General features: G+C 65.6%; 29 protein-coding genes and 1 pseudogene. 20 read left to right on the top strand and 10 right to left on the bottom strand.

Going from position 1 to position 26738, the window contains the following annotated elements:
• Window positions 1-8: 8 nt before the first annotated feature.
• The 4 genes and pseudogenes from tolR to pal all read left to right on the top strand — a co-directional run.
• Window positions 9-440 (top strand): annotated as a pseudogene (tolR, locus tag ACQY4S_RS23715) (protein TolR); the annotation flags it as partial.
• A gap of 121 nt (window positions 441-561) precedes the next feature.
• A complete protein-coding gene (locus ACQY4S_RS23710) occupies window positions 562-1593 on the top strand; it encodes a hypothetical protein (protein ID WP_428487656.1) in 1032 nt (343 codons plus the stop codon).
• A gap of 226 nt (window positions 1594-1819) precedes the next feature.
• Window positions 1820-3241: a Tol-Pal system beta propeller repeat protein TolB gene (tolB, locus tag ACQY4S_RS23705; RefSeq protein WP_428487655.1), complete on the top strand. Its 1422-nt coding sequence runs from the start codon at window positions 1820-1822 to the stop codon at window positions 3239-3241.
• 242 nt (window positions 3242-3483) lie between these two features.
• Window positions 3484-3954 carry a peptidoglycan-associated lipoprotein Pal gene (pal, locus tag ACQY4S_RS23700; RefSeq protein ID WP_428487654.1) on the top strand — a complete coding sequence of 157 codons (471 nt, stop codon included), beginning with the start codon at window positions 3484-3486 and terminating at the stop codon, window positions 3952-3954.
• A 323-nt stretch (window positions 3955-4277) separates the two neighbouring features.
• Here pal and ACQY4S_RS23695 read toward each other — a convergent pair whose 3' ends face one another.
• From ACQY4S_RS23695 to ACQY4S_RS23680, 4 genes are all read right to left on the bottom strand, one after another.
• Complete coding sequence (locus tag ACQY4S_RS23695) at window positions 4278-5099, bottom strand: MBL fold metallo-hydrolase (RefSeq protein WP_428487653.1); 822 nt, start codon at window positions 5097-5099, stop codon at window positions 4278-4280.
• Window positions 5100-5254: 155 nt separating this feature from the next.
• Window positions 5255-6265, bottom strand: coding sequence for an enoyl-CoA hydratase/isomerase family protein (locus ACQY4S_RS23690; RefSeq protein WP_428487652.1), 1011 nt, complete (start codon window positions 6263-6265; stop codon window positions 5255-5257).
• Between the two features lie 162 nt (window positions 6266-6427).
• Window positions 6428-6826, bottom strand: a complete 399-nt coding sequence (locus ACQY4S_RS23685) for a type II toxin-antitoxin system VapC family toxin (protein WP_428487651.1) — start codon at window positions 6824-6826, stop codon at window positions 6428-6430.
• A gap of 13 nt (window positions 6827-6839) precedes the next feature.
• Complete coding sequence (locus tag ACQY4S_RS23680) at window positions 6840-7010, bottom strand: hypothetical protein (RefSeq protein ID WP_428487650.1); 171 nt, start codon at window positions 7008-7010, stop codon at window positions 6840-6842.
• 448 nt (window positions 7011-7458) lie between these two features.
• On the opposite strand from ACQY4S_RS23680, the gene ACQY4S_RS23675 reads away from it, so the two are divergent.
• Both ACQY4S_RS23675 and ACQY4S_RS23670 read left to right on the top strand, forming a co-directional pair.
• Window positions 7459-8508 (top strand): extracellular solute-binding protein, encoded by a 1050-nt coding sequence (locus ACQY4S_RS23675; RefSeq protein WP_428487649.1) that lies wholly within the window; start codon window positions 7459-7461, stop codon window positions 8506-8508.
• A 237-nt stretch (window positions 8509-8745) separates the two neighbouring features.
• Window positions 8746-9414 carry a glutathione S-transferase family protein gene (locus ACQY4S_RS23670; RefSeq protein ID WP_428487648.1) on the top strand — a complete coding sequence of 223 codons (669 nt, stop codon included), beginning with the start codon at window positions 8746-8748 and terminating at the stop codon, window positions 9412-9414.
• Between the two features lie 261 nt (window positions 9415-9675).
• Here the strand turns inward: ACQY4S_RS23670 and ACQY4S_RS23665 are convergent, their stop codons facing one another.
• Window positions 9676-11052 carry an MFS transporter gene (locus tag ACQY4S_RS23665; protein ID WP_428487647.1) on the bottom strand — a complete coding sequence of 459 codons (1377 nt, stop codon included), beginning with the start codon at window positions 11050-11052 and terminating at the stop codon, window positions 9676-9678.
• A 266-nt stretch (window positions 11053-11318) separates the two neighbouring features.
• Between ACQY4S_RS23665 and ACQY4S_RS23660 the strand changes: the two genes are divergently transcribed.
• Complete coding sequence (locus ACQY4S_RS23660) at window positions 11319-12164, top strand: transporter substrate-binding domain-containing protein (RefSeq protein WP_428487646.1); 846 nt, start codon at window positions 11319-11321, stop codon at window positions 12162-12164.
• A 136-nt stretch (window positions 12165-12300) separates the two neighbouring features.
• Here ACQY4S_RS23660 and ACQY4S_RS23655 read toward each other — a convergent pair whose 3' ends face one another.
• Window positions 12301-12702, bottom strand: coding sequence for a PPOX class F420-dependent oxidoreductase (locus ACQY4S_RS23655; RefSeq protein ID WP_428487645.1), 402 nt, complete (start codon window positions 12700-12702; stop codon window positions 12301-12303).
• 433 nt (window positions 12703-13135) lie between these two features.
• Here ACQY4S_RS23655 and ACQY4S_RS23650 point away from each other — a divergent pair, with 433 nt between their 5' ends.
• The 6 genes from ACQY4S_RS23650 (at window position 13136) to rfbD (ending at window position 17626) form a co-directional block, all read left to right on the top strand.
• The gene (locus ACQY4S_RS23650) at window positions 13136-13270 is read left to right on the top strand and encodes a hypothetical protein (RefSeq protein ID WP_428487644.1); all 135 of its coding nucleotides are present in this window, start codon (window positions 13136-13138) and stop codon (window positions 13268-13270) included.
• Window positions 13271-13275: 5 nt separating this feature from the next.
• Window positions 13276-13947 carry a TetR/AcrR family transcriptional regulator gene (locus ACQY4S_RS23645; protein ID WP_428487643.1) on the top strand — a complete coding sequence of 224 codons (672 nt, stop codon included), beginning with the start codon at window positions 13276-13278 and terminating at the stop codon, window positions 13945-13947.
• 224 nt (window positions 13948-14171) lie between these two features.
• The gene (rfbB, locus tag ACQY4S_RS23640) at window positions 14172-15302 is read left to right on the top strand and encodes a dTDP-glucose 4,6-dehydratase (protein ID WP_428487642.1); all 1131 of its coding nucleotides are present in this window, start codon (window positions 14172-14174) and stop codon (window positions 15300-15302) included.
• Entirely contained in the window at window positions 15299-16174 is an 876-nt protein-coding gene (gene rfbA / locus ACQY4S_RS23635; RefSeq protein WP_428487641.1) for a glucose-1-phosphate thymidylyltransferase RfbA, read from the top strand. The genes rfbB and rfbA overlap by 4 nt, the downstream gene beginning before the upstream one ends.
• On the top strand, window positions 16171-16728 hold the full coding sequence (gene rfbC / locus ACQY4S_RS23630) for a dTDP-4-dehydrorhamnose 3,5-epimerase (protein ID WP_428487640.1): 558 nt from the start codon (window positions 16171-16173) through the stop codon (window positions 16726-16728). The genes rfbA and rfbC overlap by 4 nt, the downstream gene beginning before the upstream one ends.
• Window positions 16721-17626 (top strand): dTDP-4-dehydrorhamnose reductase, encoded by a 906-nt coding sequence (gene rfbD / locus ACQY4S_RS23625; protein WP_428487639.1) that lies wholly within the window; start codon window positions 16721-16723, stop codon window positions 17624-17626. Before rfbC ends, rfbD begins: the two co-directional genes overlap by 8 nt.
• 277 nt (window positions 17627-17903) lie before the next feature.
• On the opposite strand, the gene ACQY4S_RS23620 is transcribed toward rfbD, so the two are convergent.
• Complete coding sequence (locus tag ACQY4S_RS23620) at window positions 17904-18434, bottom strand: TetR/AcrR family transcriptional regulator (RefSeq protein WP_428487638.1); 531 nt, start codon at window positions 18432-18434, stop codon at window positions 17904-17906.
• Window positions 18435-18474: 40 nt separating this feature from the next.
• Between ACQY4S_RS23620 and ACQY4S_RS23615 the strand changes: the two genes are divergently transcribed.
• From ACQY4S_RS23615 to ACQY4S_RS23605, 3 genes are all read left to right on the top strand, one after another.
• Window positions 18475-19329 carry an SDR family oxidoreductase gene (locus tag ACQY4S_RS23615; protein WP_428487637.1) on the top strand — a complete coding sequence of 285 codons (855 nt, stop codon included), beginning with the start codon at window positions 18475-18477 and terminating at the stop codon, window positions 19327-19329.
• Window positions 19330-19621: 292 nt separating this feature from the next.
• A complete protein-coding gene (locus tag ACQY4S_RS23610; RefSeq protein ID WP_428487636.1) occupies window positions 19622-20362 on the top strand; it encodes a dienelactone hydrolase family protein in 741 nt (246 codons plus the stop codon).
• 11 nt (window positions 20363-20373) lie between these two features.
• Window positions 20374-20679: a DUF6295 family protein gene (locus tag ACQY4S_RS23605; protein WP_428487635.1), complete on the top strand. Its 306-nt coding sequence runs from the start codon at window positions 20374-20376 to the stop codon at window positions 20677-20679.
• A gap of 713 nt (window positions 20680-21392) precedes the next feature.
• Here the strand turns inward: ACQY4S_RS23605 and ACQY4S_RS23600 are convergent.
• The gene (locus tag ACQY4S_RS23600) at window positions 21393-21782 is read right to left on the bottom strand and encodes a hypothetical protein (RefSeq protein ID WP_428487634.1); all 390 of its coding nucleotides are present in this window, start codon (window positions 21780-21782) and stop codon (window positions 21393-21395) included.
• Between ACQY4S_RS23600 and ACQY4S_RS23595 the strand changes: the two genes are divergently transcribed.
• The gene (locus ACQY4S_RS23595; RefSeq protein WP_428487633.1) at window positions 21763-22047 is read left to right on the top strand and encodes a hypothetical protein; all 285 of its coding nucleotides are present in this window, start codon (window positions 21763-21765) and stop codon (window positions 22045-22047) included. The two genes, ACQY4S_RS23600 and ACQY4S_RS23595, sit on opposite strands and share 20 nt — an antisense overlap.
• Here ACQY4S_RS23595 and ACQY4S_RS23590 read toward each other — a convergent pair.
• Window positions 22035-22766: a DJ-1/PfpI family protein gene (locus ACQY4S_RS23590; protein WP_428487632.1), complete on the bottom strand. Its 732-nt coding sequence runs from the start codon at window positions 22764-22766 to the stop codon at window positions 22035-22037. The two genes, ACQY4S_RS23595 and ACQY4S_RS23590, sit on opposite strands and share 13 nt — an antisense overlap.
• A 95-nt stretch (window positions 22767-22861) precedes the next feature.
• On the opposite strand from ACQY4S_RS23590, the gene ACQY4S_RS23585 reads away from it, so the two are divergent.
• From ACQY4S_RS23585 to ACQY4S_RS23575, 3 genes are all read left to right on the top strand, one after another.
• Entirely contained in the window at window positions 22862-23824 is a 963-nt protein-coding gene (locus tag ACQY4S_RS23585) for a GlxA family transcriptional regulator (protein ID WP_428487631.1), read from the top strand.
• Between the two features lie 326 nt (window positions 23825-24150).
• Window positions 24151-25116 carry an MBL fold metallo-hydrolase gene (locus ACQY4S_RS23580; protein WP_428487630.1) on the top strand — a complete coding sequence of 322 codons (966 nt, stop codon included), beginning with the start codon at window positions 24151-24153 and terminating at the stop codon, window positions 25114-25116.
• Window positions 25049-26110: an alpha/beta fold hydrolase gene (locus tag ACQY4S_RS23575; protein WP_428487629.1), complete on the top strand. Its 1062-nt coding sequence runs from the start codon at window positions 25049-25051 to the stop codon at window positions 26108-26110. Before ACQY4S_RS23580 ends, ACQY4S_RS23575 begins: the two co-directional genes overlap by 68 nt.
• 147 nt (window positions 26111-26257) lie before the next feature.
• On the opposite strand, the gene ACQY4S_RS23570 is transcribed toward ACQY4S_RS23575, so the two are convergent.
• Window positions 26258-26545 (bottom strand): hypothetical protein, encoded by a 288-nt coding sequence (locus tag ACQY4S_RS23570; RefSeq protein WP_428487628.1) that lies wholly within the window; start codon window positions 26543-26545, stop codon window positions 26258-26260.
• Window positions 26546-26738: the final 193 nt, after the last annotated feature.

The raw sequence follows: 26738 nt of genomic DNA, 5'->3' as shown, positions 1-26738 counted from the left end.
GGGGCTGAATGGCATTTTCGATGAACGCCGGCGGCCGCGGTCGCCGGGGCCGCTACAAGCCGCTGGCGGAAATCAACGTCACCCCGCTGGTGGACGTCATGCTGGTGCTGCTGATCATCTTCATGGTGACCGCGCCGCTGATGACATCCGGGGTCTCGGTCGATCTGCCCAAGACCACCGCGCAGCCGCTGAACAGCGACAGCGAACCCCTGACTGTGTCGATCAAGGCCGACGGCACGATCTTCCTGCAGGATCAGGCGGTCGATGTCGGTGATCTCGTCGGCAAGCTGCAGGCGATCGCCAGGAACAATCCTGACCGGCGGATTTTCGTGCGCGGCGACAAGGACCTGGCCTACGGCCGCATCATGCAGGTGATGGGCACGATCACCCAGGGCGGCTTCACCAAGGTGGCGCTGCTGGCGGAACAGACCGCCGCCGCTTCCGCCACTCCACCTTCGGCTGGCCCAGCTTCCTCCGGGCCGCCTTCAACCGGCCCAGCCGCCGGTTTCGCGCCAGCCCCCGCAACCGCCAGCGGTCAGCACAAGTAGGAGCCATCACCGCGTGCTCCAGCGGGTATTCCGAGGCGCCGATCGGTTGGACCAGAACGGCGGGCGCATGAGCCCACGGCTGCGCGTCGCCCTGCTCGCCTCGGCCGCGCTGCATCTCGGGGTGATGCTGTTCCTGCTGTTGGGTCTGCCATCCTTCATGCCCAAGGACGACGAGACGCCGCCGGAGACCACCGTGGCCATGGTGTTCGAGGGCACCGCCAAGACATCGATGAAGGCGATCAAGCCGGCCGACGTGCCGGCGCCCGCCGCGAATGAGGCACCCCCGGCGCCGCCGGTGACCGAGCCGCCAAAGCCGCAGCCGACCGCACCGCCACCGCCGCCCCCGCCGCCGCCGCCACCACCCACTCCGGCCGAGGCGGCACCCGCGCCGCCGGTGCCACTGCCGCCGGTGCCGCCACCGCAGTTGCAGCCGGAGCCCGCGCCGGTGCTGCCGCCGCCGCCGCCCGCACCGCCGGCGCCGCCCACACCAACGCCGCCGAAGGAACCGCCGCCGCTGCCGCTGCCGCCGCCGCCAGCGCCGCCGCCCCCGGCACCGCCCAGCACCACATCACAGCCGAACGCGACGCGGAATCCGGCACCGGGCAGCAATTCCGTCGAGAACACGCTGGACCGGCTGAAGCAGCAGCTTGCCCAGTCACAGCCGCCGAAAGCGCGTCCGGATCCACGGTCCGGCGGCAAGCCGAACAGCGGCGGCAATCCGCTGGGCAATGACACGGCGGCGCTGAGTGCCAGCGAGCGTGGCGCCATTGGCGATCACGTGCGGGAGTGCTGGACCAAGGATGCCGGTGCACTGGACATCGACAAGCAGCGGGTGCTGCTGACGGTGACCACCGATGCGTCCGGCATTGTCCACCGCGCGGATGTCGCGGGGGACGATGTTGCCCGGGAGAACAGTGACCCGCGGTTCCGTGCTTTCGCCGAACGCGCCCAAAGAGCCGTCATGGATCCCCGCTGCGCCAACCTGCCGCTGCCGCCAACCGCGTTGGGCAAGGTCAACCACCTGACGTTCCGGTTCAGCCCATGAGGCTCCCGCGAAGCATGCGCTGCGCGCCGTGGCTTCATCGTCGGCATCGGAACAGGCCGCCCCGGCGTGCTCATGAGGCCTGGTACGACGGCGTTGCAACGGTGCGCCGCCGCACGATCGGGCAACGGCATGCCGCCGCCGCCACTCTAAAATCCGCCTTACGCATTACCGCGACGCACCCGCCGCTCGCGTCGTGTGCCAACCGCCAGACGTGGAAGACACCGCCATGACCGACCTTTCGAAACGACCTGGTCTTGATCCGTTTTTCGGCCGGCGCGGCCTGATCGCCGGTGCCGCCGGACTGCTCGCCGCCGCGCCGGTGCCGGTGCTCGCGCAAGCTGTCGCGCCAGCCGGTTCGGACGACGGCCAGTCGGCGGTGATCGACGTCAACCGCGCGCGCACCGCGCCGATCCCCATCGCGGTGCCGGACCTGGGTGGTCCGGACGGCGCCTCCGCCCAGCTTGGCCAGGACATCGCCGGCGTCATCAGCAACGACCTGGCACGCAGCGGACTGTTCCGGCTGATCGAACGCGCCGCCTTCATCCAGGCCAGCAGCAACGCGGGTGGTGCCGCTGCGGCCATACCGAACTTCCAGAACTGGAAGGTCACCGGGGCGCAGGCGCTGGTGACTGGCAACGTGCAGATCCTCGGCGGCGGTCAGATCCGGGTGGAATTCCGTCTCTGGGACATCCTGCCGGGGACGCAGATCCAGGGCACCGCCTACACCACCACCCAGGCCAACTGGCGGCGCATCGCCCACATCATGGCCGACGTCATCTACCAGCGGCTGCTCGGCGAGAAAGGCTATTTCGATACCCGCATCGTCTATATCTCGGCCACTGGTCCGCGCGACCGGCGCACCAAGCGGCTGGCGATCATGGACCAGGACAGCGAGAACAACCGGCTGCTGACCGACGGCTCCTGGCTGGTGCTGACGCCGCGCTTTCATCCCACACGGGACGAGATCGCCTTCATGAGCTACGCCAACAACCATCCCCGCGTGTACCTGTTCGATCTGACCTCGGGCCGGCAGACGTCCCTGGGCGACTTCGCCGGCATGACCTTCGCGCCGCGCTTCGCGCCGGACGGCGGCAACGTGATCATGGCGGTCTCGGACGGTGGCGGATCGGATATCATCACCGTTGACCTCGCCAGCCACGCATCGCGGCGGCTGACCCAGTCCGGCTCGATCGACGTCAGCCCATGCTACAGCCCGGACGGCTCGCAGATCGCCTTCGCCTCCGACCGCGGCGGCGATCAGCAGATCTATGTCATGGGCGCAGGCGGCGGCGGGGCGAAGCGGATCAGCTTCGGCAATGGCCGCTATGCGACACCGGTGTGGTCGCCACGCGGCGACCTGATCGCCTTCACCCGCTATGCCGGCGAGACCGCCAACTTCGCCATCGGCGTGATGCACCCGGACGGTTCGGGTGAACGCATCCTGTCCGAAGGCTGGCTGGTCGAGGGCCCGGCCTTCGCGCCGAACGGCCGGGTGCTGATGTTCTTCCGCGAAACCCGGGCACGGGATGCGCGTGGAACCGGATTCTCCTCCCGGCTGGTCTCGGTGGATATCACCGGCTTCAATGAGCAGCCGGTGCAGACGCCGACGGATGCCTCCGATCCGGCATGGTCGCCTTTGGGGACATGATCGTCCGGACCTGCCAGGCCGCGCCGAATTAGGCCGATTGACCGATCGACGACGTGTTTTTCGCAACACGCCGATGTGATTTTATGGCAACAGGACCGCTCAGTGTCACGAAGCCGTGCGCTGGAACTTGACCAGGCGCCGACGGACGGGCTAATCGCTTCCTTGGGCGCAACGGATTACCGTTTGCCCGCATAGGCATTGCTTGCGGTTTAGTTTGCAACCCATCCAGGGACCAAGACAAGATGAACATCAAGATCCTCGGCGCTTTCGCCGCTGTCGCCCTGATGACGGCGTGCAGCAGCAAACCGGATACGACAACCTCTGGCGGCGGTGCCACCTCCACCAGCGGCATCGTTCCCGGCAGCCAGGAAGACCTGGTTGCCAATGTCGGCGACCGCGTCTTCTTTGGTTTCAACACATCGACGCTGCAACCCGACGCCGAGGGAACCTTGGACAAGCAGGCCGATTGGCTCGCCAAGTATGGCAGCGTCAACGTCCAGGTTGCCGGCAACTGCGACGAGCGCGGGACCGAGGAGTATAACCTCGCGCTGGGCGAGCGGCGTGCTCGTAGCGCGGCCGCCTATCTGACCGCGAAAGGCGTCGCCGGAGGGCGCATTTCGACGATCAGCTACGGCAAGGATCGTCCGACAGCCCAAGGCTCCACCGAGCAGGCCTGGGCGCAGAATCGCAACGCCATTACCTCTGTTAAGTAAACCGTTCCTCACGTGCTCGGTCGGCCGCCATCCACGCCTTGCGGTGCTGGTTTCGACAAAGGCGTGGATAGCCGGCCTGCGCCGGCCATGAGAGCCGCCGTCAGAGCGGTATGTTAAAGCGATTTCTGATCACGTTGCGCCAATTCGTCATGGCCGGGCGCGCGAGGGAGGGTCGCCCCGGCCATCCGCCCCCAGCCGTTGGTGATCGGAAACTGCTTTAGCGTGTATTGGGTGCAGGTTCGCCATCCACGTCTATGTATCGGACAGAGAAGCCGGCGCTCGCCATGGTAGGATACCGGGTCGGGTGCGAACGGTCTGGCATTTCAGGCCGACTCCCCATCATTGCTGAGCGCGCGAAGGTACTGCGCGACCGAATTCGCCATCACCTGCTTGGCGTCCGCTGGGATCACGCGTTCCCACCAGCCGCCGTAGATGCTCTCGTAGGCAACCGGCGCCAGCGTCTCGGCAAGTTTCCGAACCGTCGCGGCGTTCAGCGGGATCAGGTTCGGGTAGCTGCGCATGAACGTCAGACCCTTGTCGGGGCGCACCTGCAGCGTGTCGCCAGTGAGGATAACCCCGCGCCCGCCGGCGCCCTGCGCCCAGTGCAGCACGGCGCTGCCAGGAAAATGGCCGCCGCAGCGGATCAGGGCCATCCCCTCCGCCAGCTCAAGCCGGTCTTCGTCCCACAGCTTGATCGCCGCGTTAGGCCGAGGGATGTACTGGCGGTCGCGGGCATGGACATGCACCGGCACGCCGTTGAACGCCTGGCTCCACGCGACGGCCGAGGTGATGAAGTGCGGGTGCGAGCAGGCGATGGCCCGCAGGCCGCCAAGGGCGGTAATGATCGTGACAGTCGCCTCATCAAGGAAGCTGATGCAATCCCACATGATATTGCCGCCGGGCGTGTGCAGCAGCAGGGCGCGCTGGCCGATGGCGAAGGACGGAAAGGTGCCGACACCCATCAGGCCCGGCTCCAGTTGGCGGAACGCGTTGTAGTAGGTCTTCCGCATCGCCGTCAGGGTGGTCCAGGCCTGCCCCGCCGGATTGACATATTGGCGGTCGTCCCGACAGATCAGGCAGTTATCCGGGGGTGCCTCGGTGTCCGGATACTGGGCGCCGCAGGTGGTGCAGATGAAAGCCGGCATGGCATTGCTCTCCGCTTCAGGTTTCCGGCCCGCGGGACACTGCGGACGCATCAGGCTGCCACGTCCGGGACGCCCTGGCACAGGGGGCAACGCACCCGCAAAGCGCTAGACGATGATCGGACGCCCCAAGGGATGCAACCTCAAACGATCATGCTCTAGCCAGGGACGATAGCCGCGATCACCGCCGGATCGACATTCTCCATCCGCGCCGGCTGCCAGGCCGGGTTGCGGTCCTTGTCCACCAGCATGGCCCGTACGCCCTCAGCGAAGTCGGGATGCGCCGTGGTGGTGCGGGTCATCCGGAACTCGACGTCGAGTGCCTGCGGCAAGGTCAGATCGCGGCCCCGGCGCAAGGCCAGCAGCGTCCAGTGCAGCGCCGAGGGCGACATCGCGCGCAGCGTCGTCAACGCCGCCTCGGCCCAGGCGCCGTGTCCCGCCTCCAGCCGAGCAAAGATGTCGCCGACGGTTTCGGCGCTGAAGCAATGGTCGATTTCCGCCAGGTCCGGCGCCAGCGAGAAGGCCGGCAGCGGTTCGGCGAACCCGGCGATCGCCGCGGCACCCTGCCGCGCCAGTGCCGCCGAAAGCTCGGCCAGACGGGCGCGCGGAACGAAGTGCGTCGCCAGCCCGGCATGCACCGCGTCCGCACCGCTCATCCGCTGACCCGTCAGCGCCAGGAAGGTGCCAAGCTCCCCCGGCAGCCGGGGCAGCACATAGGTGGCGCCGATATCCGGGAAGAAGCCGATGGCGGTCTCCGGCATGGCGAACACCGCATGCTCGGTCGCCACGCGCCACGTGCCGTGCACCGACACACCGACGCCGCCGCCCATGCATATGCCGTCCACCAGCGCGATGTAGGGCTTCGGATAGGTGGCGATGGCCAGGTTCAGCGCGTATTCCTCCTTGAAGAACCGGTCCACTGCGGCGCGGTCGCCGGACACTACGCCGTCGCGCATCGCACGGATGTCGCCGCCGGCGCAGAACGCCCGGTCGCCGGCGCCTTCGATCACCACCGCATGAACGTGCGGATCGTCCCGCCAGGTGGATAGAATGTCGGCGCAGGCCCGGATCATCGCCAGATCAAGCGCATTGAGCGCCTTGGGGCGGTTGAGCAGGATGCGTCCCACGCGTCCGTCGCGGCGGCTGACTACGGTGTCTTCTGCGGGCATACGGTTCAGTCTCCTCGGTTGTCACTCGTCTAGCCCGGGACTTCGGGCGCTGCCAAGGCGGCCGGAGGGGAAAGCCGGCTTTCGGCCGCCGATCATGACGGAACTTGGGGTGCGCCTGGCGCGGGCCGGGATCATCGCGGCGCTGCTGTCCGGCGGTCGTGATCAGACCTGGCGCACCGGTCCCGGATACTGGCCTACCAAAGGGCCCGTGGTCAGCAACGTGATCCCCTCGACGACCGACTGTGCGACAAGAAGGCGGTCGAACGGGTCCCTGTGGAGCGCGGGGTGGAGCGCCGGCAGGTCCTGCACAGCGACCGCGTGCGCGCTGGTGATGGTCAGATCCTGGTACCCGGCATCCAGCAGGCCGCGGCGGAGCAACCTCGGGTCGACGCGAAAGTCGGCGCGGCCAGGCGTGTGCTTGATCGTGACCTCCCACAGGCTGGCGGCGCTGAAGACGATCTCGCTGTCGGGGTCCAGGATCACGCCGCGGACCGCGTTTGGCAGCCGCTCGTGCCGGCCCGCCGCCCATAGCAGCAGATGCGTGTCCAGCAGGAATTTCATGCCGGATTCCGGCTCAGGACGGCTCCGCGCAAAACAGACGTTCGATTTCAGCGTCCTGCATCCGGTCGAAGTCATTGGGCACCTCGATCTGACCAGCCAGGAAGCCGAGGCGCCGGCCGGGTCCCGGCGCGGGTGCGTCAAGCCGGGTAACCTTGACCAGCGGCTTGCCTGCCCTGGCGGTCACGAAAGCGTCCCCCTTTGGCGGCCTGTTCGACCAACCGGGACAGATGTGTCTTCGCCTCATGCATGTTCACCGTCCGCACCACCTGATCCTCCGAGGTCGGTCCGGTTGGCTTAGTCTGGCTATGGCAAATTGCAAGGAAGTATCCTGCCCTCGAACTTCGTCGCATCTTGTGACGGACGTAGCGGACAAGCAGGCCACTGAAACCAAGCAGCCGGTGGCTGGGGTCAGCGGCTCGCCCACCATGGCGAACCTCTGATCCAGGACACCAGCCGGCATCAAGCGGCGACGGACCGCATGGCGAGCATGGCAGTCTCGTTGCAGAAATGATCTGGCGGCTCTTGCAAGACAACGGATATCAGCACGCGGTTGTTTCCGCAGGGTCGTTGCCGCCAACGCCATTGGCCTGTAGCTTTATTCCGACATCAGGAAGCCGGATACCAGTCTGTTCATGCCCGCCCGATCGCTCCTGGCCGCTGTGGCGCTTCTGGCCGCCGTCTTTCTGGCCGCACCCGCGGCTATTGCCAGCCCAAACGATCTGACGATCGTCTCCCGCGACGAGTCCTTGCAGCGGGCGATGCAGTCCGCCTACGTGCAGCCGTTTACCGCGGTCACCGAGCTGCCGGTTCAGCAGCAGGTGTGGGAGGGCGGGATTGATGCCCTGCGGACCCAGGCGAAGTCGCCAAGCAACGACTGGACGCTGCTGCTGGTGGATCCGGACGAGCTTGCCACCGGCTGCGGCGAAGGATTGTTCGAGAAGCTCGACTGGTCGACGATTGGCGGCAAGGACCACTACATGCCCCAGGCCGTCAGCGACTGCGGTCTGGGTGCGGTGATCGCCAACCTCGTTCTGGCCTGGGACCGCGACAAGTTTCCGGTCACGCCGAGCTGGTCCGATTTTTGGGATGTGGCGAAGTATCCCGGCAAGCGCGGCCTGCGCAAAGGCGTCCGTGGCAACCTGGAGATCGCGCTGCTGGCCGACGGCGTGGCGCCCGGCGATGTCTACAAGACGCTCGCCAGCAGTGACGGCGTCGACCGGGCATTCCGCAAGCTCGACCAGCTCAAGCCGTACATCGTCTGGTGGGGATTGGATGCCGAGGCGGCGCATATCCTCGCCTCGGGCGACGTTCTGATGACCAGTGCGCCGAGCGGGCAGATTGCCACAAGTGGGCTGGCGGAGCATCGGAACTTCGGCCTGCAATTCGCCGGCAGCCTGTATGAGGTGCAAAGCTGGGCGATCATGAAGGGCAGCCCGGCGCTGCGTTCCGCCCAGCAATTCCTGTATTTCACCGGCCTGCCGGCGATCGAGGTGCGGCTGCTGCATGCCAGTGGCGACTCCGGGTTGGCCAAGGGCGTGAACGATGGCTTGGCGCCGGAGCTGCTGGCAATGGCACCTGGCAACCCGGCGAACCTGAGCGGCGCGTTGCGCAGCGATGCCGGCTTCTGGCACGACAATCTGGGGAAACTGCGCCAGCGCTTCGACGGCTGGCTGCAGCATTAGCGCAATCGCCTGAGGCTGACCCGTCAGAAGGCGTCAACCACGCGGTCCAGCAAGGTGCTGGCCGCTGATCGGACACTGGCGATGATGTAATCGCGAACGATCATGGTCCGGGGCATCCCGTGCTTCCTCACGAAACGATCTTCGTCTCGCGCAAGTGCGCCCCTGCAGTCACTCCGGCTGCAAACGCCCTCACTTCCTGCTTGGCTTGGCGCGGGATGCGGTGCGATACAGCGCGCGATGCGTATCCTTTATCACCTGCCGCAGTCGCCGTACGCCCGCAAGGTCCGCCTCGTGCTGTCCGAAAAACGCCTGCCTTGTGAACTGCGGCCGGAAAAGATGTGGGAACGCCGGTCGGAGTACCTCGAAATGAACCCGGCTGGCACCGTGCCGACACTGGTCGAGGACAACGGCCTGGTTATCCCGGACTCCACGGTGATCTGTGAATATCTCGACGAGGCCTATCCGGACAACAGCCTGATGGGCCGCACGTTGTCGGAACGGATCGAGGTGCGGCGGCTCACCGCCTGGTTCGACGGCAAGTTCGCCAGCGAGGTGACCGACAACCTCTACGGCCAGAAGCATCTGCGTCGGCTGACCGGACGGGGCAATCCTGATCCCGCCGCGATCCGCACCGGCTATGCCGCGCTGCGGTATCACCTGGATTACCTCGGCTGGCTGGCGGAGACGCGGAAATGGCTGGCCGGCAGCCTGCTTTCGCAAGCAGACTTCGCCGCCGCCGCGCATCTGTCGACGCTCGATTTCCTCGGCGAGCTGGATTGGTCGATCGCGCCGCCGGTCAAGGAGTGGTACGCGCGGATGAAGTCGCGACCAAGCTTTCGCGGCGTACTGGCGGACCGGGTTCCCGGTCTGGTGCCGCCGGCGCATTACGCAGACCTCGATTTCTGAAGCGCGGTCTGGTCGGCGTTCGGCGCGGCCCGAGCAAGGCTTACGGCGGCCAGCCCGCCGCCCGAAGCTCCGTCAGGTGACCTTGTTGCGGGTGTCAGCGGCCGTCAGCATGCCGCGGCTTCAAGTCAGATCGTCAAGGCCGGCAACTGGCCGGCGCCGGCGGGCCCAGCCGCGAAGTTGCCATGGTCCGAACGCGTCGTCAGCGCAAGGCGGACGCCGATCTGCATATCGGCATCGGCGAACACGATCCGCGCGGGCGGGCTAGGCTGACAGCTCCTCCAGGCTGCGCCCCTTGGTTTCCGGCAGCATGGTAACGGTGACGATGATGCCCAGCACGCTGACCACCGCGGCAACCATTTCAGCCCTGGTCAGGCCACCGGAGGCCATCAGGATGGGGAACAGGAACACGCCGATGAAGCCGCCGATCTTGCCGGCGGCGGCGGCGATGCCGTGCCCGGTGGTGCGGCCCTCCACCGGAAAGATCTCGGCAGGATAGACGAAGGTGGTAGCGTTCGGGCCGAACTCGGTGAAGAAGTAGCTGATGCCGTAGATCAGCAGGAACGGCAGGATCAGCTTCTCGATGCCGGGGATCAGCGCGATCGCGCCGAAGCTGATCGCCATCATCGCGAAGCCGAGGATCTGGATCGGCTTGCGGCCAAGCCGGTCCATCATGGCCGCCGCGACCAGATACCCCGGTACGGCGGCTACGGCGAACACCGCAAGCTGGGTCAGCGTCGTCGTCAGCAGGCTGTCGCCAGGTGCGATCGCATGCAGTACCAGCGGGCTGCTGACGGTGTTGCCATAATAGGCGAAATCCATCACGAACCAGGCAACGCTGGCACCGATCAGGCGGGTGGCCATGTGGCGTTGCGCCATCAGCGTGCGGAACCCGTCGACGAACGACACCTTCGGTGCGCGTCCGTCAGCGGCAACGCCGGCGCCGGCGTTGCCCAGCGTATGGCCCGCGGCGGCATGAAACGCTTCGTGCTGCCCGGTCGCCAGCAGATAACGTGGGCTTTCAGCCATGTGCCGGCGCATCTGGAACACCGCCAAGGCCGGGATCGCGCCAAACGCCAGAAGCAGCCGCCAGGTCAGGTCGTGCGACAGGCCGCTCGCCAGCAGTCCGGCCGCCAGCAGCGGCCCGACGATCAACCCGGCCGCCTGCATGGCGAAGACCAGCGAGACCATCATGCCGCGCGACTTCTTGCCGGAGAATTCGCTCATCAAGGTCGCGCTGACCGGATAGTCGCCGCCGATGCCGATGCCAAGAATGACGCGAAAGCCGATCAGCCACCAGATGTCGGGGGAGAACGCCGAGGCGATCGCGCCGACCGCCAGCACCAGTACCTCATAGCCGTAGATGCGCTTGCGCCCCAGCATGTCGGCGATCCGCCCGAACAGGATGGCGCCCACGGCGGAGGCCAGCAGCGCGGTCGAGGTGACCAGCCCGATCGCCGCCGGCGAGGGATGCCACTCACCCTTCAGGATCGAGATGACCACGCCGATGATGAAAAGGTCATATGCGTCAGTGAAGAAGCCCATGCCGGAGATGAACATGATCTTCCAGTGCTGACGGGTGATGTGCGAGTCGTCCATCCGCGTCAGCACGTCCGGTCCGCTCGCTGCAACGTCGCTCATGTGAAGGCCCCTGTAGTGCCAATTGCATGATGCGGATTCGAGCAGATGGGTTCCCCCGCTTGCGTGAAGCTATTGTGGCGTTTCCCGGCCGGATTGGCCCGGGTTGCGCTGCCACGCCGCGTCGATGTTCGCCTGGTCCGCCTCGGCGCGATCCTTGCATTCCTTTTGCCGCCGTGACGTCGCGCTGGCCTTCCTGTCGTTGGTACATGTCGGCGGCGCGCCAACCAGCCGTTGCGGAAGTAAATCCAGCTACCGAGGAGCATAGGATGACCCATCGCCCGACCCGACGCGCACTCGCCGCCGGCGCCGCCGCTCTGCCCGCCACGTTTTTCATTGGCAGCGCGCAAGCACAGTCCACCGCCCAGAGCACGTTGGAGCGGGTCAGCCAAGGCAACCAGCTCCGCATCGCCGTGGTATCCGGCAGTCCACCTTATTTCAGGCGGGATGTGGCCACCGGCGAATGGACAGGTGCTGCGATCGAGATGGCAAGGGGCATCGCTTCGGTCTGGTCCGCGAAGGTCGTCTTTGTTGAGTCGACCTTTGGCAATTCCGTCCTCGACCTGCAATCGAACAAGATCGACATCGCCTTCGCGCTGAACCCGACGCCGCAGCGCGCGCTGGCCATCGGTTTCACCCGTCCCTATATCGTCGCCCCGTTCGGCTGCCTCGCCAAGGCAGGATTCGCACCAAAGACCTGGGGCGACCTCAACAAGTCCGATGTCCGCATCGCCTTCGATCTGGGTTCGTTGCACGAAACCTGCGCCCGCCGCTTTGCCCCGAAGGCGCGGCTGACCGGGTTCAAGAGCATCGACGATTGCGTCCTGGCACTGCAATCCGGCCGTGTCGATGCACAGGTCATCGCCGCCACCATCGGCTTGAGCACGGTCGGCCGTAACCCCAGCCTTGGTCCCTTTCATCTGCTCAATACGCCGATCGTCTCGCTGCCAAGCTGCTATGGCATTCAGCGGGAGCCGGATACGCGCTTTGTCGAGGTCGTCAATGCCTGGATCGACTTCAACCGCGGCATCGGCACGATCCGCGAGCAGATGATCGCCGGTCTGGCGCTGAACGGAGTGACGCCGGAGCAGGTGCCGGCGGAGCTGAGCTTCTAGAGCAATATCAGCCTGACTGGAATAGCGAAGCGATCTCAGGCTGATGAAATTGCTCGTGAAATGCAGCTAGAGCGGTTCCGCGCTTGGTGGCACCGCTCTAGCTGCCTCGTGTTATCGCGTGATGCATACCACCCGATCAAACCGGCCGGATCGCGAGCACGATGCGCTGATGACGGCGCAACAGCAGGACTGACAGGTCGAGGATCTGCTTCCACGGACGGTATTTGCGGTCGATCAGGCGCATGCCGCGGGCAAACTCCGCGTCGACGACGATTTCGGCATGTGCCTCAATCCAGCAACCGGTCACCCTGCCTCGCGCGTCGCAGGGGGCGATCCTGACCGCGCCGGATTGCCGGATCCGCTTCGCCTTGCCGGAATTCGAGAGCGTATAGGCATACAGCGTCGGCGCGCCACCATCAGCCGATGCGGCCGCAAACCAGACAGGGGTTCGGACGCCCTTGCCGTTCTTGCGAAAGGTTTCAAGGTTCAGGTACCTTTGACCATCAAGCACGGCAAATCCCGCGGTCGCATTTGTCATCTTCTTGCCGATCGTCCTTTTCAAGCCTCGACGGCCTACTCCTGCGTCATCAGACATTCGGCGCAGCGTACCACGTTAGAGCAATATCAGCCTGACTGGAATAGCGAAGCGATCTCAGGCTGATGAAATTGCTCGTGAAATACAGCTAGAGCGGTTCCACACTTGGTGGAACCACTCTAGCACCGGCCACTAGGCCGCACCGGGTCAGGCCATACGGGACACCCGTTGTCAGCCCGATGGATCGCCTCGACTGATGGTTAAACACGTCGCATCGCAAGGGCCGCGCCAAGTCCGGTTCGTCCGCTGTCGCGGCAACGCCATCGCTCAGCGCGCTCTTCCAAGGTTCAAGTTACACTTTGAATTACATCGCACCCGTTGCGTTTCGTTTTTTCGCACCATATGACGCTTACACTCTTTCCGGGAGGTCCCGACCATGTCGCGTAGAAATCCACTGATCCGTAAGGCCATCGCCCTGGGTGCCGCTCTTGGAATGGGCATCCTGCTGTCCGGCTGCGTCATCGTGCCGGCCGGTCCGTATTACCATCCGCATCACTATTGGGGTTATTGACCCGCATGAGCAGCGCCGTCGCGCCGCGATCAGGCGGTCGCCCGACAGCGGCGGCGGCGGCCTTGCTGGAAACCACCATTCTGGATCACGCCACCGTCGCCTTCCTGCGCGACGGCTACGCCGCCACCAGCATCGAGGCCATCGCACGCGATGCCCATGTCGCCAAGCGAACCATTTACACGCGTTGGGAGGGCAAGCCCGCGCTATTTCTCGCCGTGGCGCGGCGCCTCATGACGGCGTGGCTTTCGCTGACCGATACCTGGCCGGAAACCGATGATCTGCAAGCCGCGCTGCATGTCGCCGCGCGCAGCATCCTGGATGTGGGCCTGACGCCGGAGGCGATCGCGCTGCACCGCATGATGATCGCCGAGGGCGACCGCTTCCCGGAACTCCAGGTGATCATGGATCAGGCCGGTGCGCAGGAAGGCATGCGCCGCATCGCGCGCATTCTGGCGCGTGGCGTGGCCGCCGGCCAGCTTCGTCCGCTGGATACCGCGTTTGCCGCCGAACAATTCCTTCACCTCATTCTCGCCGGTCCACAACGCCGAGCGCTTGGCCTGCGTACGCCATTGGATGCGCAGGCCCGCGACACGTGGCGTGAAGCGGCGGTGCGGTTGTTCCTGTCTGGCTGTCTGCCTCGGGACGCGGCGGTGCCCGGCATCGATGCGCCGCCGTAGCCGGTCCAGTGACGCCGCCGCGGTCGCCATCGGCACCGAGAAAACCGTCGCGGCTAGCGCGACAAGCGGTTCCATCCCGGCCCATCGCTTGATCATGCGGCGGCACGGCAGGCGCCCCCTTCAAGGTCCGGGATTGTTGCAAGCCGATGCAGCTTACGATTGCTGCGCCGACCAAATTGATGTTACGGCAGGCACCACAAGAAATCGCGAGGGTGTTCCGGATCATGAAGCTTTTGCTGACCGGGGGATGCGGATTCATCGGCTCCGCCGTGGTGCGCCACCTGCTCCGGCACACCGAACATACGGTCATCAACGTCGACAAGATGACCTACGCCGCGTCGGAGGATGCGCTGGAGGAAGGCGTCGGCCACAACCGCCACAAGCTGATCCGGGCGGACATCATCGACGCGGGGGCGATGCGGGCGGTGTTCGAAGCGCACGACCCCGACGCGGTGATGCACCTGGCGGCGGAAAGCCACGTGGACCGCTCGATCGACGATCCGGGTGACTTCGTCCACACCAATGTCGTTGGCACCTTTACCCTGCTGGAAGCCGCCCGCCGCCACCACGCCGGCCTGGACACAGCTCGGCAAGCCGCCTTCCGCTTTCATCATGTCTCGACCGATGAGGTCTTCGGCGCGTTGCAATCCGGCGACCCATCATTCACCGAATCGACACCGTACGATCCGCGCAGCCCCTATTCCGCCAGCAAGGCGGCATCCGACCATCTGGTCCGCGCCTGGGGCCATACCTACGGCCTGCCGACAATTGTCTCCAACACCTGCAACAACTACGGTCCCTGGCAGTTTCCGGAAAAGCTGATCCCGCTGGTCACGCTGAATGCGTTGGCGGGTTGCGAACTGCCGGTCTACGGCGATGGCTCGAACCTGCGCGACTGGCTTTTCGTCGAGGATCATGCCGAAGCCCTGGTCCGGATCGTGCAACAGGGGGTGCCGAACGAGACCTATGCGATCGGCGCCCGCCAGCCCCGCAGCAACCTGCAGGTCGTCCAGGCCATCTGCGCCCATCTTGATCGGCGGCTCCCGGATCACGCCGGCTCAAGGGAGCGTCTGATCCGCTACGTGAGCGACCGGCCTGGCCATGATTTCCGCTACGAGATCGACCCGTCCCGCACCGAAGCCGCGCTGGCCTGGAAGGCGCCGCATGATTTCGAAACGGGATTGGCCCGCACGATTGACTGGTACCTGGATAATCGCACCTGGTGGCAGGATATCCGCGCCGCCCGCTATGCCGGCCAAAGGCTAGGAATGGCGGCCCCAGGGAAAGCGGCCGAAGGGAAGGCAGTCCCAGGGAAAGCAGCTCAAGCGAAAGCCGCCCAAGGGAAGGCAGCATGAAGGGGATTCTGCTCGCGGGCGGCTCCGGCACGCGGCTGCATCCGATGACATTAGCGGCGTCCAAGCAGCTTCTGCCGGTCTACGACAAGCCGATGGTCTACTACCCGCTGTCCACGCTGATGCTGGCGGGGATCCGCGACATCATGCTGATCTCGACCCCGGACGACCTGCCGCAGTTCCGCCGGCTGTTGGGCGACGGCAGCCGCTTTGGCGTCCGCTTCGAGTATGCCGTGCAGCCGAAACCCGATGGCATCGCCCAGGCCTTCCTGATCGGCCGCGACTGGCTTGCGGGCGAGGCCTGCGCGCTGGCGCTGGGCGACAACCTGATCCACGCCGACCATCTGTCCGCGCTGCTGCGCGCCGCCGCCGGCCGGTCGATGGGCGCCAGCGTTTTCGCCTATCAGGTCCGCGACCCCGAGCGCTATGGCGTGGTCGTCTTCGATGCGACGGGGCGAGCCGTGGAGTTGGTGGAGAAGCCGGCGGCACCGACCAGCAACTGGGCGATCACCGGGCTGTATTTCTACGACAGGCACGTCAGCGATATCGCTCGCCAGATCAGGCCCTCGGCGCGCGGCGAGCTGGAAATCACCGACCTCAATCGGGTGTACCTCGACCTGGGCACGTTGCACGTCGAAAAGCTTTCGCGCGGCTGCGCCTGGCTGGATGCCGGCACGCCGGACAGCCTGCTGCAGGCGGCCACCTTCGTGCAGACCATCCAGTCGCGCACCGGAATGCTGGTCGGCTGCCCGGAGGAGGTGGCGTTCCGCATGGGCTTCATCGACGCCGACCGGCTGCGCGATCACGCGACCCACCTGGGCAAGACCGAGCTGGGCCACGTGCTGATGGAACTGGCGGTGGGAGAAATGGAGTGAAGGTCGAGCCGCTCGCGATCCCCGATGTGAAGCTGGTCACGCCGGCCCGGTTCCAGGACCCGCGCGGTTTCTTTTCGGAGACCTGGAGCAACCGTCGATTTGCCGAGGCTGGCATCCCCGGTCCGTTTGTCCAGGACAACCACGCCGTGTCGACCGCGGCGGGCGTGCTGCGCGGCCTGCACTGCCAGATCGGCGCGAACGCGCAAGGCAAGCTGCTGCGCGTGGTCAAGGGGGCGATCTACGACGTGGCGGTGGATGCGCGCCATGGTTCACCGACGTTCGGGCGGCATGTCGGCGTGATCCTGAGCGCGGAGAACTGGTCGCAGCTTTGGGTCCCGGTCGGCTTCCTGCACGGCTACTGCACGCTGACCGAGGCAACCGAGGTGATCTACAAGGTGACCGCCGACTATGACAGATCGGCGGAACGCGGGGTGATCTGGAACGATGCCGATATCGGCATCGAATGGCCGGTGTCGGCTGACACCGTCATCCTGTCGGACAAGGACAAGCTGCTGCCGAGGCTGGCGGACTGCGCGGACTGGTTCCATGTCTAGTCGGGATACGACATCTGATCGTCGCATCCTCGTCACCGGCGGCACCGGTCAACTGGCGACCGCTCTGGCGGGCCGCGCCGATGTCCGACGCGTGGGACGCCCGGCGTTCGACTTCGACCGGCCGGAGACGATCGAGGCCAGCTTTCGTGCCGCCGCCCCTCGGCTGGTGGTGAATGCCGCCGCCTACACCGCAGTGGACGCCGCGGAGCGGGATGTCGCGGCCGCCTGGCGCGCCAACCGCGACGGTCCGGCCATCCTGGCGCGGCTGTGCGCCGACGCCGGCATCCCGCTGATCCATGTCTCCACCGACTATGTCTTCGATGGCACCAAGCTGGAGCCATACGTGGAAACCGATCCGGTTGCGCCGCAGGGGGTGTATGGCGCCAGCAAGCTGGCCGGCGAGCAGGCGGTGCTGGCGGCCGGCGCCAACGCGATCATCCTGCGCACCGCCTGGGTCTATGCCACGACCGGCAGGAATTTTGTTCGCACCATGCTGACCGCTGGCAAGAGCCGCGACCGGCTGACCGTGGTCGCCGACCAGCACGGTTGTCCGACCACCGCCGACGATCTGGCCGATGCCATCCTGGTCATCGCCCGCCGCCTGGATCGCACCGGATGGCAGCCGAATTACCACGGCGTGTTCCACGCAGCCGGCACCGGTGCGACCACCTGGTATGGCTTGGCGGTCGCGACATTCGAGGACGCCGCCAGCCATGGCACCCGAATTCCCCAGGTCGCCTCGATCGCCACCGCCGATTGGCCGACGCCGGCGAAGCGGCCGGCCAACTCGAGGCTGGATTGCACCCGGCTGCGGGATGTGTTCGATGTCAGCCTGCCGCACTGGCGGCAGAGCCTGACCCGAACAATCGACGCGATCTACGCCACCGCGCCGCCGTAAGGCGTCATTGGCGCGGGCGCCGTGGCGCCTAGCAGGCTGCGCGACCGGACGCCAACCTTGCAGCATAGCTGTCCGCCAAACGAACCGTGACCGGACAGCCTGCCCGTTCTGTCCGGCAAATCAACCTTGACGGACAACCCGCCTCCCGTTTCATGCCTTGAGCGCTGCGCCCACGATGTCCGGGTACGACCCGGATGCTGCCGGTGGGCCAGGTAGCCGGCTGGTGACAGACCTCCGCCGACGCTAGCCGCTTTTGGTCAAAAGCGCTTTCAGCTCGCTAAGGGCGAGATCGATACGCTCGCCAAACCGCGGTCGGGTCGTTCAGCCAAGAGAGCGTAGCATGCACGAACGCGGCCATGCCGGTTCGGGCCGCGAGAACAGCGCGAAGGTCCGCAACACCTCGCGCCTTCAAGGCAGCGGTGAGCGCATCGGTCAACGCAGCGATCTTCGCCGGCTCGCGCTCATGGAGCGCGGGCGTGGCAGAGATGACCTTGTGGCGTGGCTTTGCATATGACCAGTTGTCTTCAAGCGCTGGCTGGAAGGACCGGAACGCTCCGAACAGCGTGTCGAGCGGTCCGAGCCCGGCCGGCGCGTCGGCGATCGAGGCGGTCAGCGCCGCCCGCACCATGGCCTCGCCGTCGAACAGCACCTCCCGTTTGTCCGGGAAGTGGCGGAAGAAGGTCCGTTCCGTCACGCCGGCCCGTGCGACGATCTCAGCGGCCGTGGTCCGTTCATAGCCGCGCTCGCGGGACAACTCCAACGCCGCGCCTTGCAGGCGAGTGCGCACGTCATCCTCTTTCTTCGCCATCGGCAACCTCTCTACCTTGTCAGTGAATGACAGACTATGTATGTCAGTTACTGTCAGCGCCCGCGAAGTCATCGATGCGGGCCACCCGGTCGTGGGTCTGGTGCGCTCGAAGGAGAGCGGTGAGGCGCTCGCCGCCGGCATCACGCCGCTGCTCGGCTCTCTCACCGACTTGGACGTGCTTCGACAAGGCGCCGCCGATGCCGATGGGGTGATCCATACGGCGTTCGGCCTCAACTTTTCAGATTACGAGAAGTTTAGTCAGAAAGATCGCACAGCAATCGAGACGTTCGGAGAGGTGTTCGCCGGATCGGGCCGGCCAATCGTGGTGACGAGCGGCCTTGGGACGTTGCCTGCCGGAGAGACGTTCACCGAGGACGCGAGGCCGGCCGTCATTCCCGAATACCCACGCGCGTCGGAGCAGACGGCGTTTGCGCTCGCGGAGCGCACAATCCGTGCATCCACGGTTCGCCCCGCGTGCTCGGTCCACGGAGTGGGAGAGCGTCATGGCTTCGTTCCACAGCTTGCCGAGATCGCCCGCAAGAAGGGCATTTCCGCCTATGTCGGGGACGGACAGAACCCCTGGCCGGCCGTGCACCGGCTGGATGCGGCGTGTGTCTTCCGCCTCGCTCTTGAGCGGGGTGCGGGGAATGAGGCGTATCATGCCGTTGCCGAAGGCGTGCCGTTCAGGTTGATGGCCGAGGCGATTGGTCGGCAAGTCGGCGTGCCCGCGAAGGCCATAACGCGCGAAGAAGCAGAGGAGCACTTCGGCGGCCTGGCGATCTGGGTGACGGGCAGTGGACCCGTTTCGAGTGAGAAGACCAGAGAGGTTCTCGGGTGGGAGCCGAGGGAGATCGGCCTCATCACGGATATCAACCGACCAGAATATTACGGATGAGACGGCATATCGGGGGCCGAGATTGCGACGGGCCCCCCGTTTCCGGACCACGCGTTCGCGTGAGATCATGTTGCTGTCCGGCTGTATCCGTGCGGTGACGACCGCTTTGTGGGCCGAGCATTGCGTCTGACACCTGCCTGCTGTTGCGCGCGCTGTGCGACCGTTGAATAGTGGTGGCACGACGACCTCGGGCAGCACCGCGCGTTCACCCCGACGGTGCGGCGCTCCGATGGCCAGATGAAGGCCCAACACCCAGTCCCATGGAGGAAGATCAATGTCATTCTACCGAGGCATGACCTGCGAGAATGTAACCATCAACGGCGACCAAGGAACGCCGATAACGGCTTACGTGGCCAGGCCATCTGGTGCTGGCCCGTTTCCGGGCGTCGTGCTTATCCACCATCTTCCGGGCTGGAGCGAGCTCTACATCGAGACGACGCGTCGGTTCGCGCATCACGGCTATCTGGCGATCTGCGCCAACCTTTACGAGCGCGAGGGTGGCGGCAGCGACGGCAACCCTGACGACGTCGCCGCCAAGGTGCGCGCCGAGGGCGGCATCGCCGACTCGCAGATGGTCGGCGATACCGCAGCCGCCGTGAAGTGGATGCGCGCGCAGCCCGATTGCAACGGCAAGGTCGGTCTCATTGGCTCCTGCTCGGGCGGCCGGCACGCCTTCATCTATGCCTGCCAGCGGAAGGACGTCGATGCCTGCGTCGAACAATGGGGTGGCCGCGTGGTGATGGGCCCGGAGGAGCTCAACGCGAAGACGCCAGTCGCACCGATCGACATGACGAAGGACCTGAGTTGCCCGCTGCTTGGGCTGTTCGGCAACGACGACCGCGCACCGAGCCCCGAGCAAGTGAACCAACACGAGGCCGAGCTCAAGAAGCTCGGCAAGACGTATGAGTTCCACCGCTACGATGGTGCCGGCCACGGCTTCTTCTATTGGCACCGGCCGCTGTATCGGCCCGAGCAGGCGATGGATGGCTGGAGCAAGATATTCGCCTTCTTCGGCAAGTATCTGGCGAAGTAGGAGGGCCGGACATGTGCACCTCCATCATCGAGATCGCGCGTGCGGAGGGCATGGCGAAGCGCGGGGACGCATGGTTCCCGCTATCGCGGGCGGTGGTTGCTTATGACCACGCGCGCCATGCGCCGCTGGGCGACGTCATCACGCTCGACTTCATCAACGCGGACCTTGATCCCGGTGCGCGGGCGGGGGTCGAGCTGACGCTGGAGACGGCGAAGGAGCTGCGCGCCGCGCTCGACCGGGCGATTAGCGCCGCCGACTTCGAGGAGGCGGAGGTGCGGGGCAAGGGCGTGGTGCTCCGCGTCGTTCCGGCGGCGTGAAGAGCGAGCCGCGCTAGAGCGGCTTTCGATCAGGTCACTCCGTTTTGAACCCGTCATGGCCGGGACGACCCTCTCGCGCGCTCGGTCGCCCGGCCATGACGAAGTGGTGCAACTTGATTGGAAAGCGCTTCAGCTTCGGGCGTGTCTGGCGCCTCTGGCCCGCGGACCCAGGATCTGTCCACGCCCGCGACTGAGGCGGTCGCGCCGCGATGCAGTGAGTGACACACTACCTCGGACCGGATGGCGAGGGACTAGCAAGTGTTGGCGGCAGGCGACGTCTTGCGTAACTGCAACGACGCCAGGGACAAGAACACAGTGGACCTGCCCAAGCCAAAGGACGAGTTCGTGCTAAAGCCGGTGAAGCCTTGACCTGGACCCGTTCATTGGGATCGTTGCACAGGGGGTTTGGCGGATTGTCGAGCCATCTGCCTGGCTCGCCGCCGGCTGACTGTCTGATGCGGGTGACGATCAACCTTCTTCGGATAGACCGGTTTGACTTGAGCGCTGCTGTGTGACCCTTCGGACGTGAACGTTTCCTCCGGCGTGCAAATCGCCCAAGGCCGTCAGTCCGGTATCGGCCACACCCGGCGAGCCGGGATCAACACCACGAACCTCCGCTGTCAGTCTGTTTCGGCGGCAGCCGGTCAAGGTGCCGGCACCGCTCGATTACCCGTTTGCTCCTTCGGCTACATGGTATCCTTGGACTGCTGGTATTAGAAGCCGGTGGGGCCTACCGCTCCAACCCAGCGGATGACCTTGGATGGATCGGTTTTGTCCATGTAGAAGAAATGGGCCATGGAAGGCTGCGCGGGCTCCATGCCGGGGTCATCGAATTTCATTGCCACGGTGCCATGAAAGATCTTGAGCGATGGGCTATCCCAGTATTCAACCACGTCGTGATGCGCGGTAAACCCGGTGTCGATGAAGTCGCGCAGATTTTGACGGATCGCCTCGCGTCCATGCCAATCCGCAACGCCGAGGTTGCAGACCGCATGTTCCGCGAAACAATCGAATCCCTTGCCGAAGGTCTTGTCGTCGATTTCCTTCCACATCGCGAGCAGCCATTCCGGTGGGGCGGTTTTCGTGAAGGTGATCGTGGTCATGCCATGCTCCTGGCTCAAGTGGATTAATGCAGCGACCGCGCGGCGGCAGCGGGTCGAGGCGATCGTCGCCGCTGTTGGTCATGGGACGAATGCCGCCGAACCGATCGAGGTTGAAGAAGGTCAGCGATCGCTGACCTTCGTGCGGAGAGCCCGCTGTCCAGCATCAGCAGAACCCGATTTGGGCAAGCAGGCGCTGGCGAAAGTGCCAATTCTCCCTCGTTTCCCGCCAAACCTCCTTGGTGCGCAACGTGTTCATGGAACTTGATCAGCCGGGGCTGCGGGAGCGGCGATGCCTAGGCTGGCAGCGACACGCCGGGCGGTGGCTTCCCGCCGCGCCGTGATGCTCCGCAAGGATTGCCGCGCCCGTTCCAGGATCGCGGCGGGGGCGGTCTCGGGTGTGCCGCTGTTGAAGGGCGGCTCCGGCGCGTACACCATGTCGAGCTGAATGGCCCGCGCGGCGTCGTCGCCACGTAACGCCGCGGCAAGGCGCAGGGCGCCATCGATTCCGGCCGTGACGCCGGCGGCAAAGATCCAGTTTCCGTCCACCACCACGCGTTCGTTCACCGGAATCGCACCGAAGAACGGCAGCAGGTGGAACGAGGCCCAATGCGTTGTCGCTCGACGTCCCATGAGCAGGCCGGCGGCGCCGCACAGCAGGGCACCCGTGCACACCGAGAAGACGCTTTGCGCGCCTGCCGCCTGCTGCCGGATCCAGTCGAGCACCTCGGTGTCCTGCATCAGGGCTTCCTGACCAAAGCCGCCCGGCACGTGGAGCACATCGAGCCGCGGGGCGTCGGCCAGGGCCGCATCCGGCGTCAGCCGCAACCCCTTCACATCGCGAACAGGTCCGGCCGTCTTGCCGTAGATGCGATAGGTCGCGTTCGGAATGCGCGACAGCACCTCGAACGGTCCGGTCAGGTCGATCTGGTCCAATTCCTCGAACAGCAGGGAGCCGATTTGCAGGTGGGTGTCATGCGGGATCATGGGAATTTCCGGGTTGAAGGGCAGGGGTGGACAGCGCGAAGCTATCCCGGCACGGTCTGGCGGAAATGCCAAAAACCCCTCCTTCCGCGCCAAACATGGCCCGCGCGATCGAAATGCTTGCCTACCCGTCCGTGCAGTTGCTCGACGTCACGGGGCCGCTTCAGGTCTTCGCGTCGGCCAACGATCACGTCGCCGCGGCGGGGGGAACGCCGCCCTATGCGCTGCGGATCGTGGCGCAAGGCGGCCGGGGCGTGACCGCCACGGCCGGGCTGGCACTGGTGGCGGAGCCGCTGCCGCCGATCGGGACGGCCGTGGATACGCTGATGATCGCCGGCGGCGAGGGCGTCGAAGCGGCCGCCGTGGACCCGGTGCTGGTCGATTGGGTGCGGCAACGGGCGAGGCAGGCCCGTCGCGTCGCCTCGATCTGCACCGGAGCGTTCCTGCTGGCGGCCTCGGGCGCGCTGGATGGGCGGCGCGCCGCGACCCACTGGCGGTACTGCGCCGAACTTGCGCGACGCTTCCCCGCGGTGCGGGTGGAGCCTGATCCGATCTTCGTGCGGGACGGCCCGGTCTGGTCCTCGGCGGGGGTGACGGCCGGCATCGATCTGGCACTGGCGCTTGTGGAGGAGGATCTGGGCCGTAACGTGGCACTGGCGGTGGCGCGCTACCTAGTGGTGTTCCTGAAGCGCCCGGGCGGGCAGGCGCAGTTCAGCGCGACGCTGTCGCTGCAAACGGCGGAGGACAAATTTGGCGCGCTGCACGAGTGGATCAACCGGCATCTGGCCGATGACATTTCGCTTCCGGTGCTGGCCGGTCAGGCGGGAATGAGCGAGCGTAGTTTCAACCGACACTATGTCGCGGCGACCGGGCTGACGCCGGGCCGAGCGGTGGAACGGCTGCGGGTGGAAGCGGCGCGGCGACTGCTGTCGGAGTCGCGGCTGCCGGTGAAGCGGATCTCGCAGCGTTGCGGCTTCGGGTCGGAGGAGACCATGCGCCGCAGCTTCCTGCGCCTGCTGGCGGCGACGCCGCAGGCGTATCGTGCCCGGTTCAGCTCTTGAGTGGCGCGCGGGCGGGTTGGCTGCCGCCACGGTGGGCGGAGCGTGATACCGCGTGTCTGTCGGATACCATGGAGGCGAGCTTGTGTTATCAGCGATCAACCACGTAGCGACTGGAGCGATTTTCGATCAAGTTGCACCAATTCGTCATGGCCGGGCTCGTCCCACGGCTGTCCGCCCCCGTCGTTGATACGAAGATGGCCGGGACAACCCTCCCTCGCGCGCTCGGTCGCCCGGCCATGACGGGTTCAAAACGGAGCGACCCGATCGGAAACCACTCTAACCGACACGAGAGTCACCGCCACCACGTTCCGAAAGGGTAGCGCTTGATGCAACCTATCGACCAGCTTGAAATCACCGTCCTGATCGACAACACGACCGATAGCCTGTCCTCGACCCCTGCCTTTGTCGAAACCGAGTTCGCTGGCAACTGGCGTCGCGGCATGAAATGGCTCTCCGGCAAGTGCCTCTGCTGCGCCGCCCACGGCCTGTCCTGCCTGCTGACGGCGCGCACCGGCGGCGCCGCCCACACGCTGCTGTTCGACACCGGTCCCGAGGAATGGGTATTCGAGCGCAACGTCGTTCGCCTCGGCGCCGATCTCGGCGCGGTGGAGGCGGTGGTGCTTTCGCATGGCCATTGGGACCATGCCGGCGCCATGCCGCGTGCCCTGCAAATGATCACGCAGCACAACGGCGGCAAACCCGTCCCTACCTACATGCATCCCGAGATGTTCGCCTTGCGCGGTATCAAGTTCCCCGACGGCGGCGTCCGCCCCATGGAGCTGGTTCCCGGCGTCGACATCCTGACCGGGAGCGGCGCCGAGGTTGTCGTCACGACGGAGGCGCGGTCGATCCTTGAAGGCGCGTTCTACGTCAGCGGCGAGATCCCTCGTCTCAGCGGCTTCGAGCACGGGCTTCCCGGCCAGCACCGGCAGACCGCAGAGGGCGTCTGGGAGCCCGATGAACTGCTGATGGACGAGCGTTTCGTCGCCGTTCACGTCGCCGGCAAGGGCCTGGTGGTCTTTACCGCCTGCTCGCACGCCGGCTTGATCAACGTGCTTACCGAGGCCCGCGCCCGATTTCCCGATATCCCCATCCATGGCGTGCTTGGCGGCTTTCACCTTTCCGGCGAAACCGAGGCGATCATTCCGCAGACCGTGGAGGCCCTCGCCCCGTTCAACCTGGCGCTGATTGCGGCTGGCCATTGCACGGGCTGGCGGGCACTCGGTGCGCTCGCGGCCGCATACGGTGACAAGCTCGTTCCCACCGCGGTCGGCAAGCGGTTCAGGCTTTGACAGCGCAAACTTCTTGGGTCACACGACAACAAGCTCAGGCGATGGCCGCCGACGGGAAACGCATAGGCTTGGCGCGGAGCGCGCGGAAAGTCAGGCACGAGCAAAATCGCTTCACAGCCACCAAGGTATTCAGTCCATGCTTGTCGAAGTGAACGGTGCCAAACTTTACGTCGATGTGGAGAACGCCGGCCTGATCCCCGACGGCGATCGAATGCGCGAAAAGCCGACCCTTGTCTTGCTGCATGGTGGTCCCGGCTTCGACCACACCGGCTTCAAACCCGCGTTTTCCGCCTTAAGCGATGTCGCGCAAATCGTCTACTACGATCACCGCGGCAACGGCCGCAGCACGGGAATTGATCCGGCAACCTGGACTCTCGCCCAATGGGGCGACGACGTGAAAGGGCTTTGCGACGCGCTCGGGATTGTCAAACCGATCGTCTGCGGTCTGTCATTCGGCGGTTTCGTGGCCCAGGCCTACGCAACGCGGTATCCCGAACATCCCGGCAAGCTTATCCTGTTGAGCACTGTCGCGAAGATGGATTTCCGCCTTGTCTTCGAGACGTTCACACGCCTTGGCGGCGCCGAAATCGGCGCCCTGGCCGAAAGTTATTGGACCAATCCCACCGCCGAGGGGGGAGCCAACTACATTGCCAAATGCATGCCGTTCTACAATCAGCGCCGTGATGCATCATCGAATGGAAGGCTGGCTCGGGCCATCATAAAGACGGAGGTCGCGGCTTATTTCAACGGTCCGGGCAACGAGCAGGGTCGCATGGACTTTCGCCACGAGCTGGCCAGGATTGCGTGTCCCGTGCTGATGATGGGTGGAGAGAAGGACCCGATCACGCCGATCTCGCTCAGCGAAATGACGGCGCAATGCATTTCGCCTCATTTGGTCCGCTTCGAGCGCCTGGAAAACTGCGGCCACGACGTCATTGCCGATAATCCCGGCCGTGTCCTTGGCGCGATTCGAGAGTTCATTCTCGCTGAATGACGACCGCCGCTGAACCTGATCAGGCGACAGAATGATGCGCGATACTAGACCACTTTCAGGCTGACTGTACAGCGTGAAAGTGGTCTAGCGCTTTGTTTGATCGCATGATGCACGCGCTTTGAACGTTCCGCTCAGCGCGATCATGCTCTAGCCGGCCAGGAACTCCGCCGCCAGTGCGTCCCATTCCCGCGCCAGGCTGTCGGTCGCCGGCGGACGCCCGGCACGGTTGTACCAGTAGCGGGCGTTCGCCAGGTCAGGCTCCTTGCGGTGCAGATAGGCGTGCACGGCATCGCCTGTGGGTCCCGGGCCGGCCTGGGCGCATTCATGGGCTTTCGCCCAGTCGCCCTTCGCGTCCCACCACAATGCTTGCAGGGGCAGCGAGACGGGCGGCGGTTCAGCCGCTTCGATCGAGGCGCGAAATGCGGTCAGGTCCATGGATCAAGCCTTCGGCAAGGGTTGAGGTTCGCGCACCGCGTTGTCCGGCGGGGTCGGCACAGCCGGTGGTGCCAAGTGCTGCGCCAGCATGATCCTCCCGCGGATGACCGCCGTGGGTCAACTCGGGCGGTTGATTGGCAGCGCGTGGCGGGACAGGCTGCCGCGTCTAGGCCACTTTCAGGCTGCACCGCGT

It is taken from the genome of Rhodopila sp. (genome assembly GCF_965276935.1).
Classification (GTDB): domain Bacteria; phylum Pseudomonadota; class Alphaproteobacteria; order Acetobacterales; family Acetobacteraceae; genus Rhodopila.
This window is presented reverse-complemented; position numbering and strand designations above follow the sequence as displayed.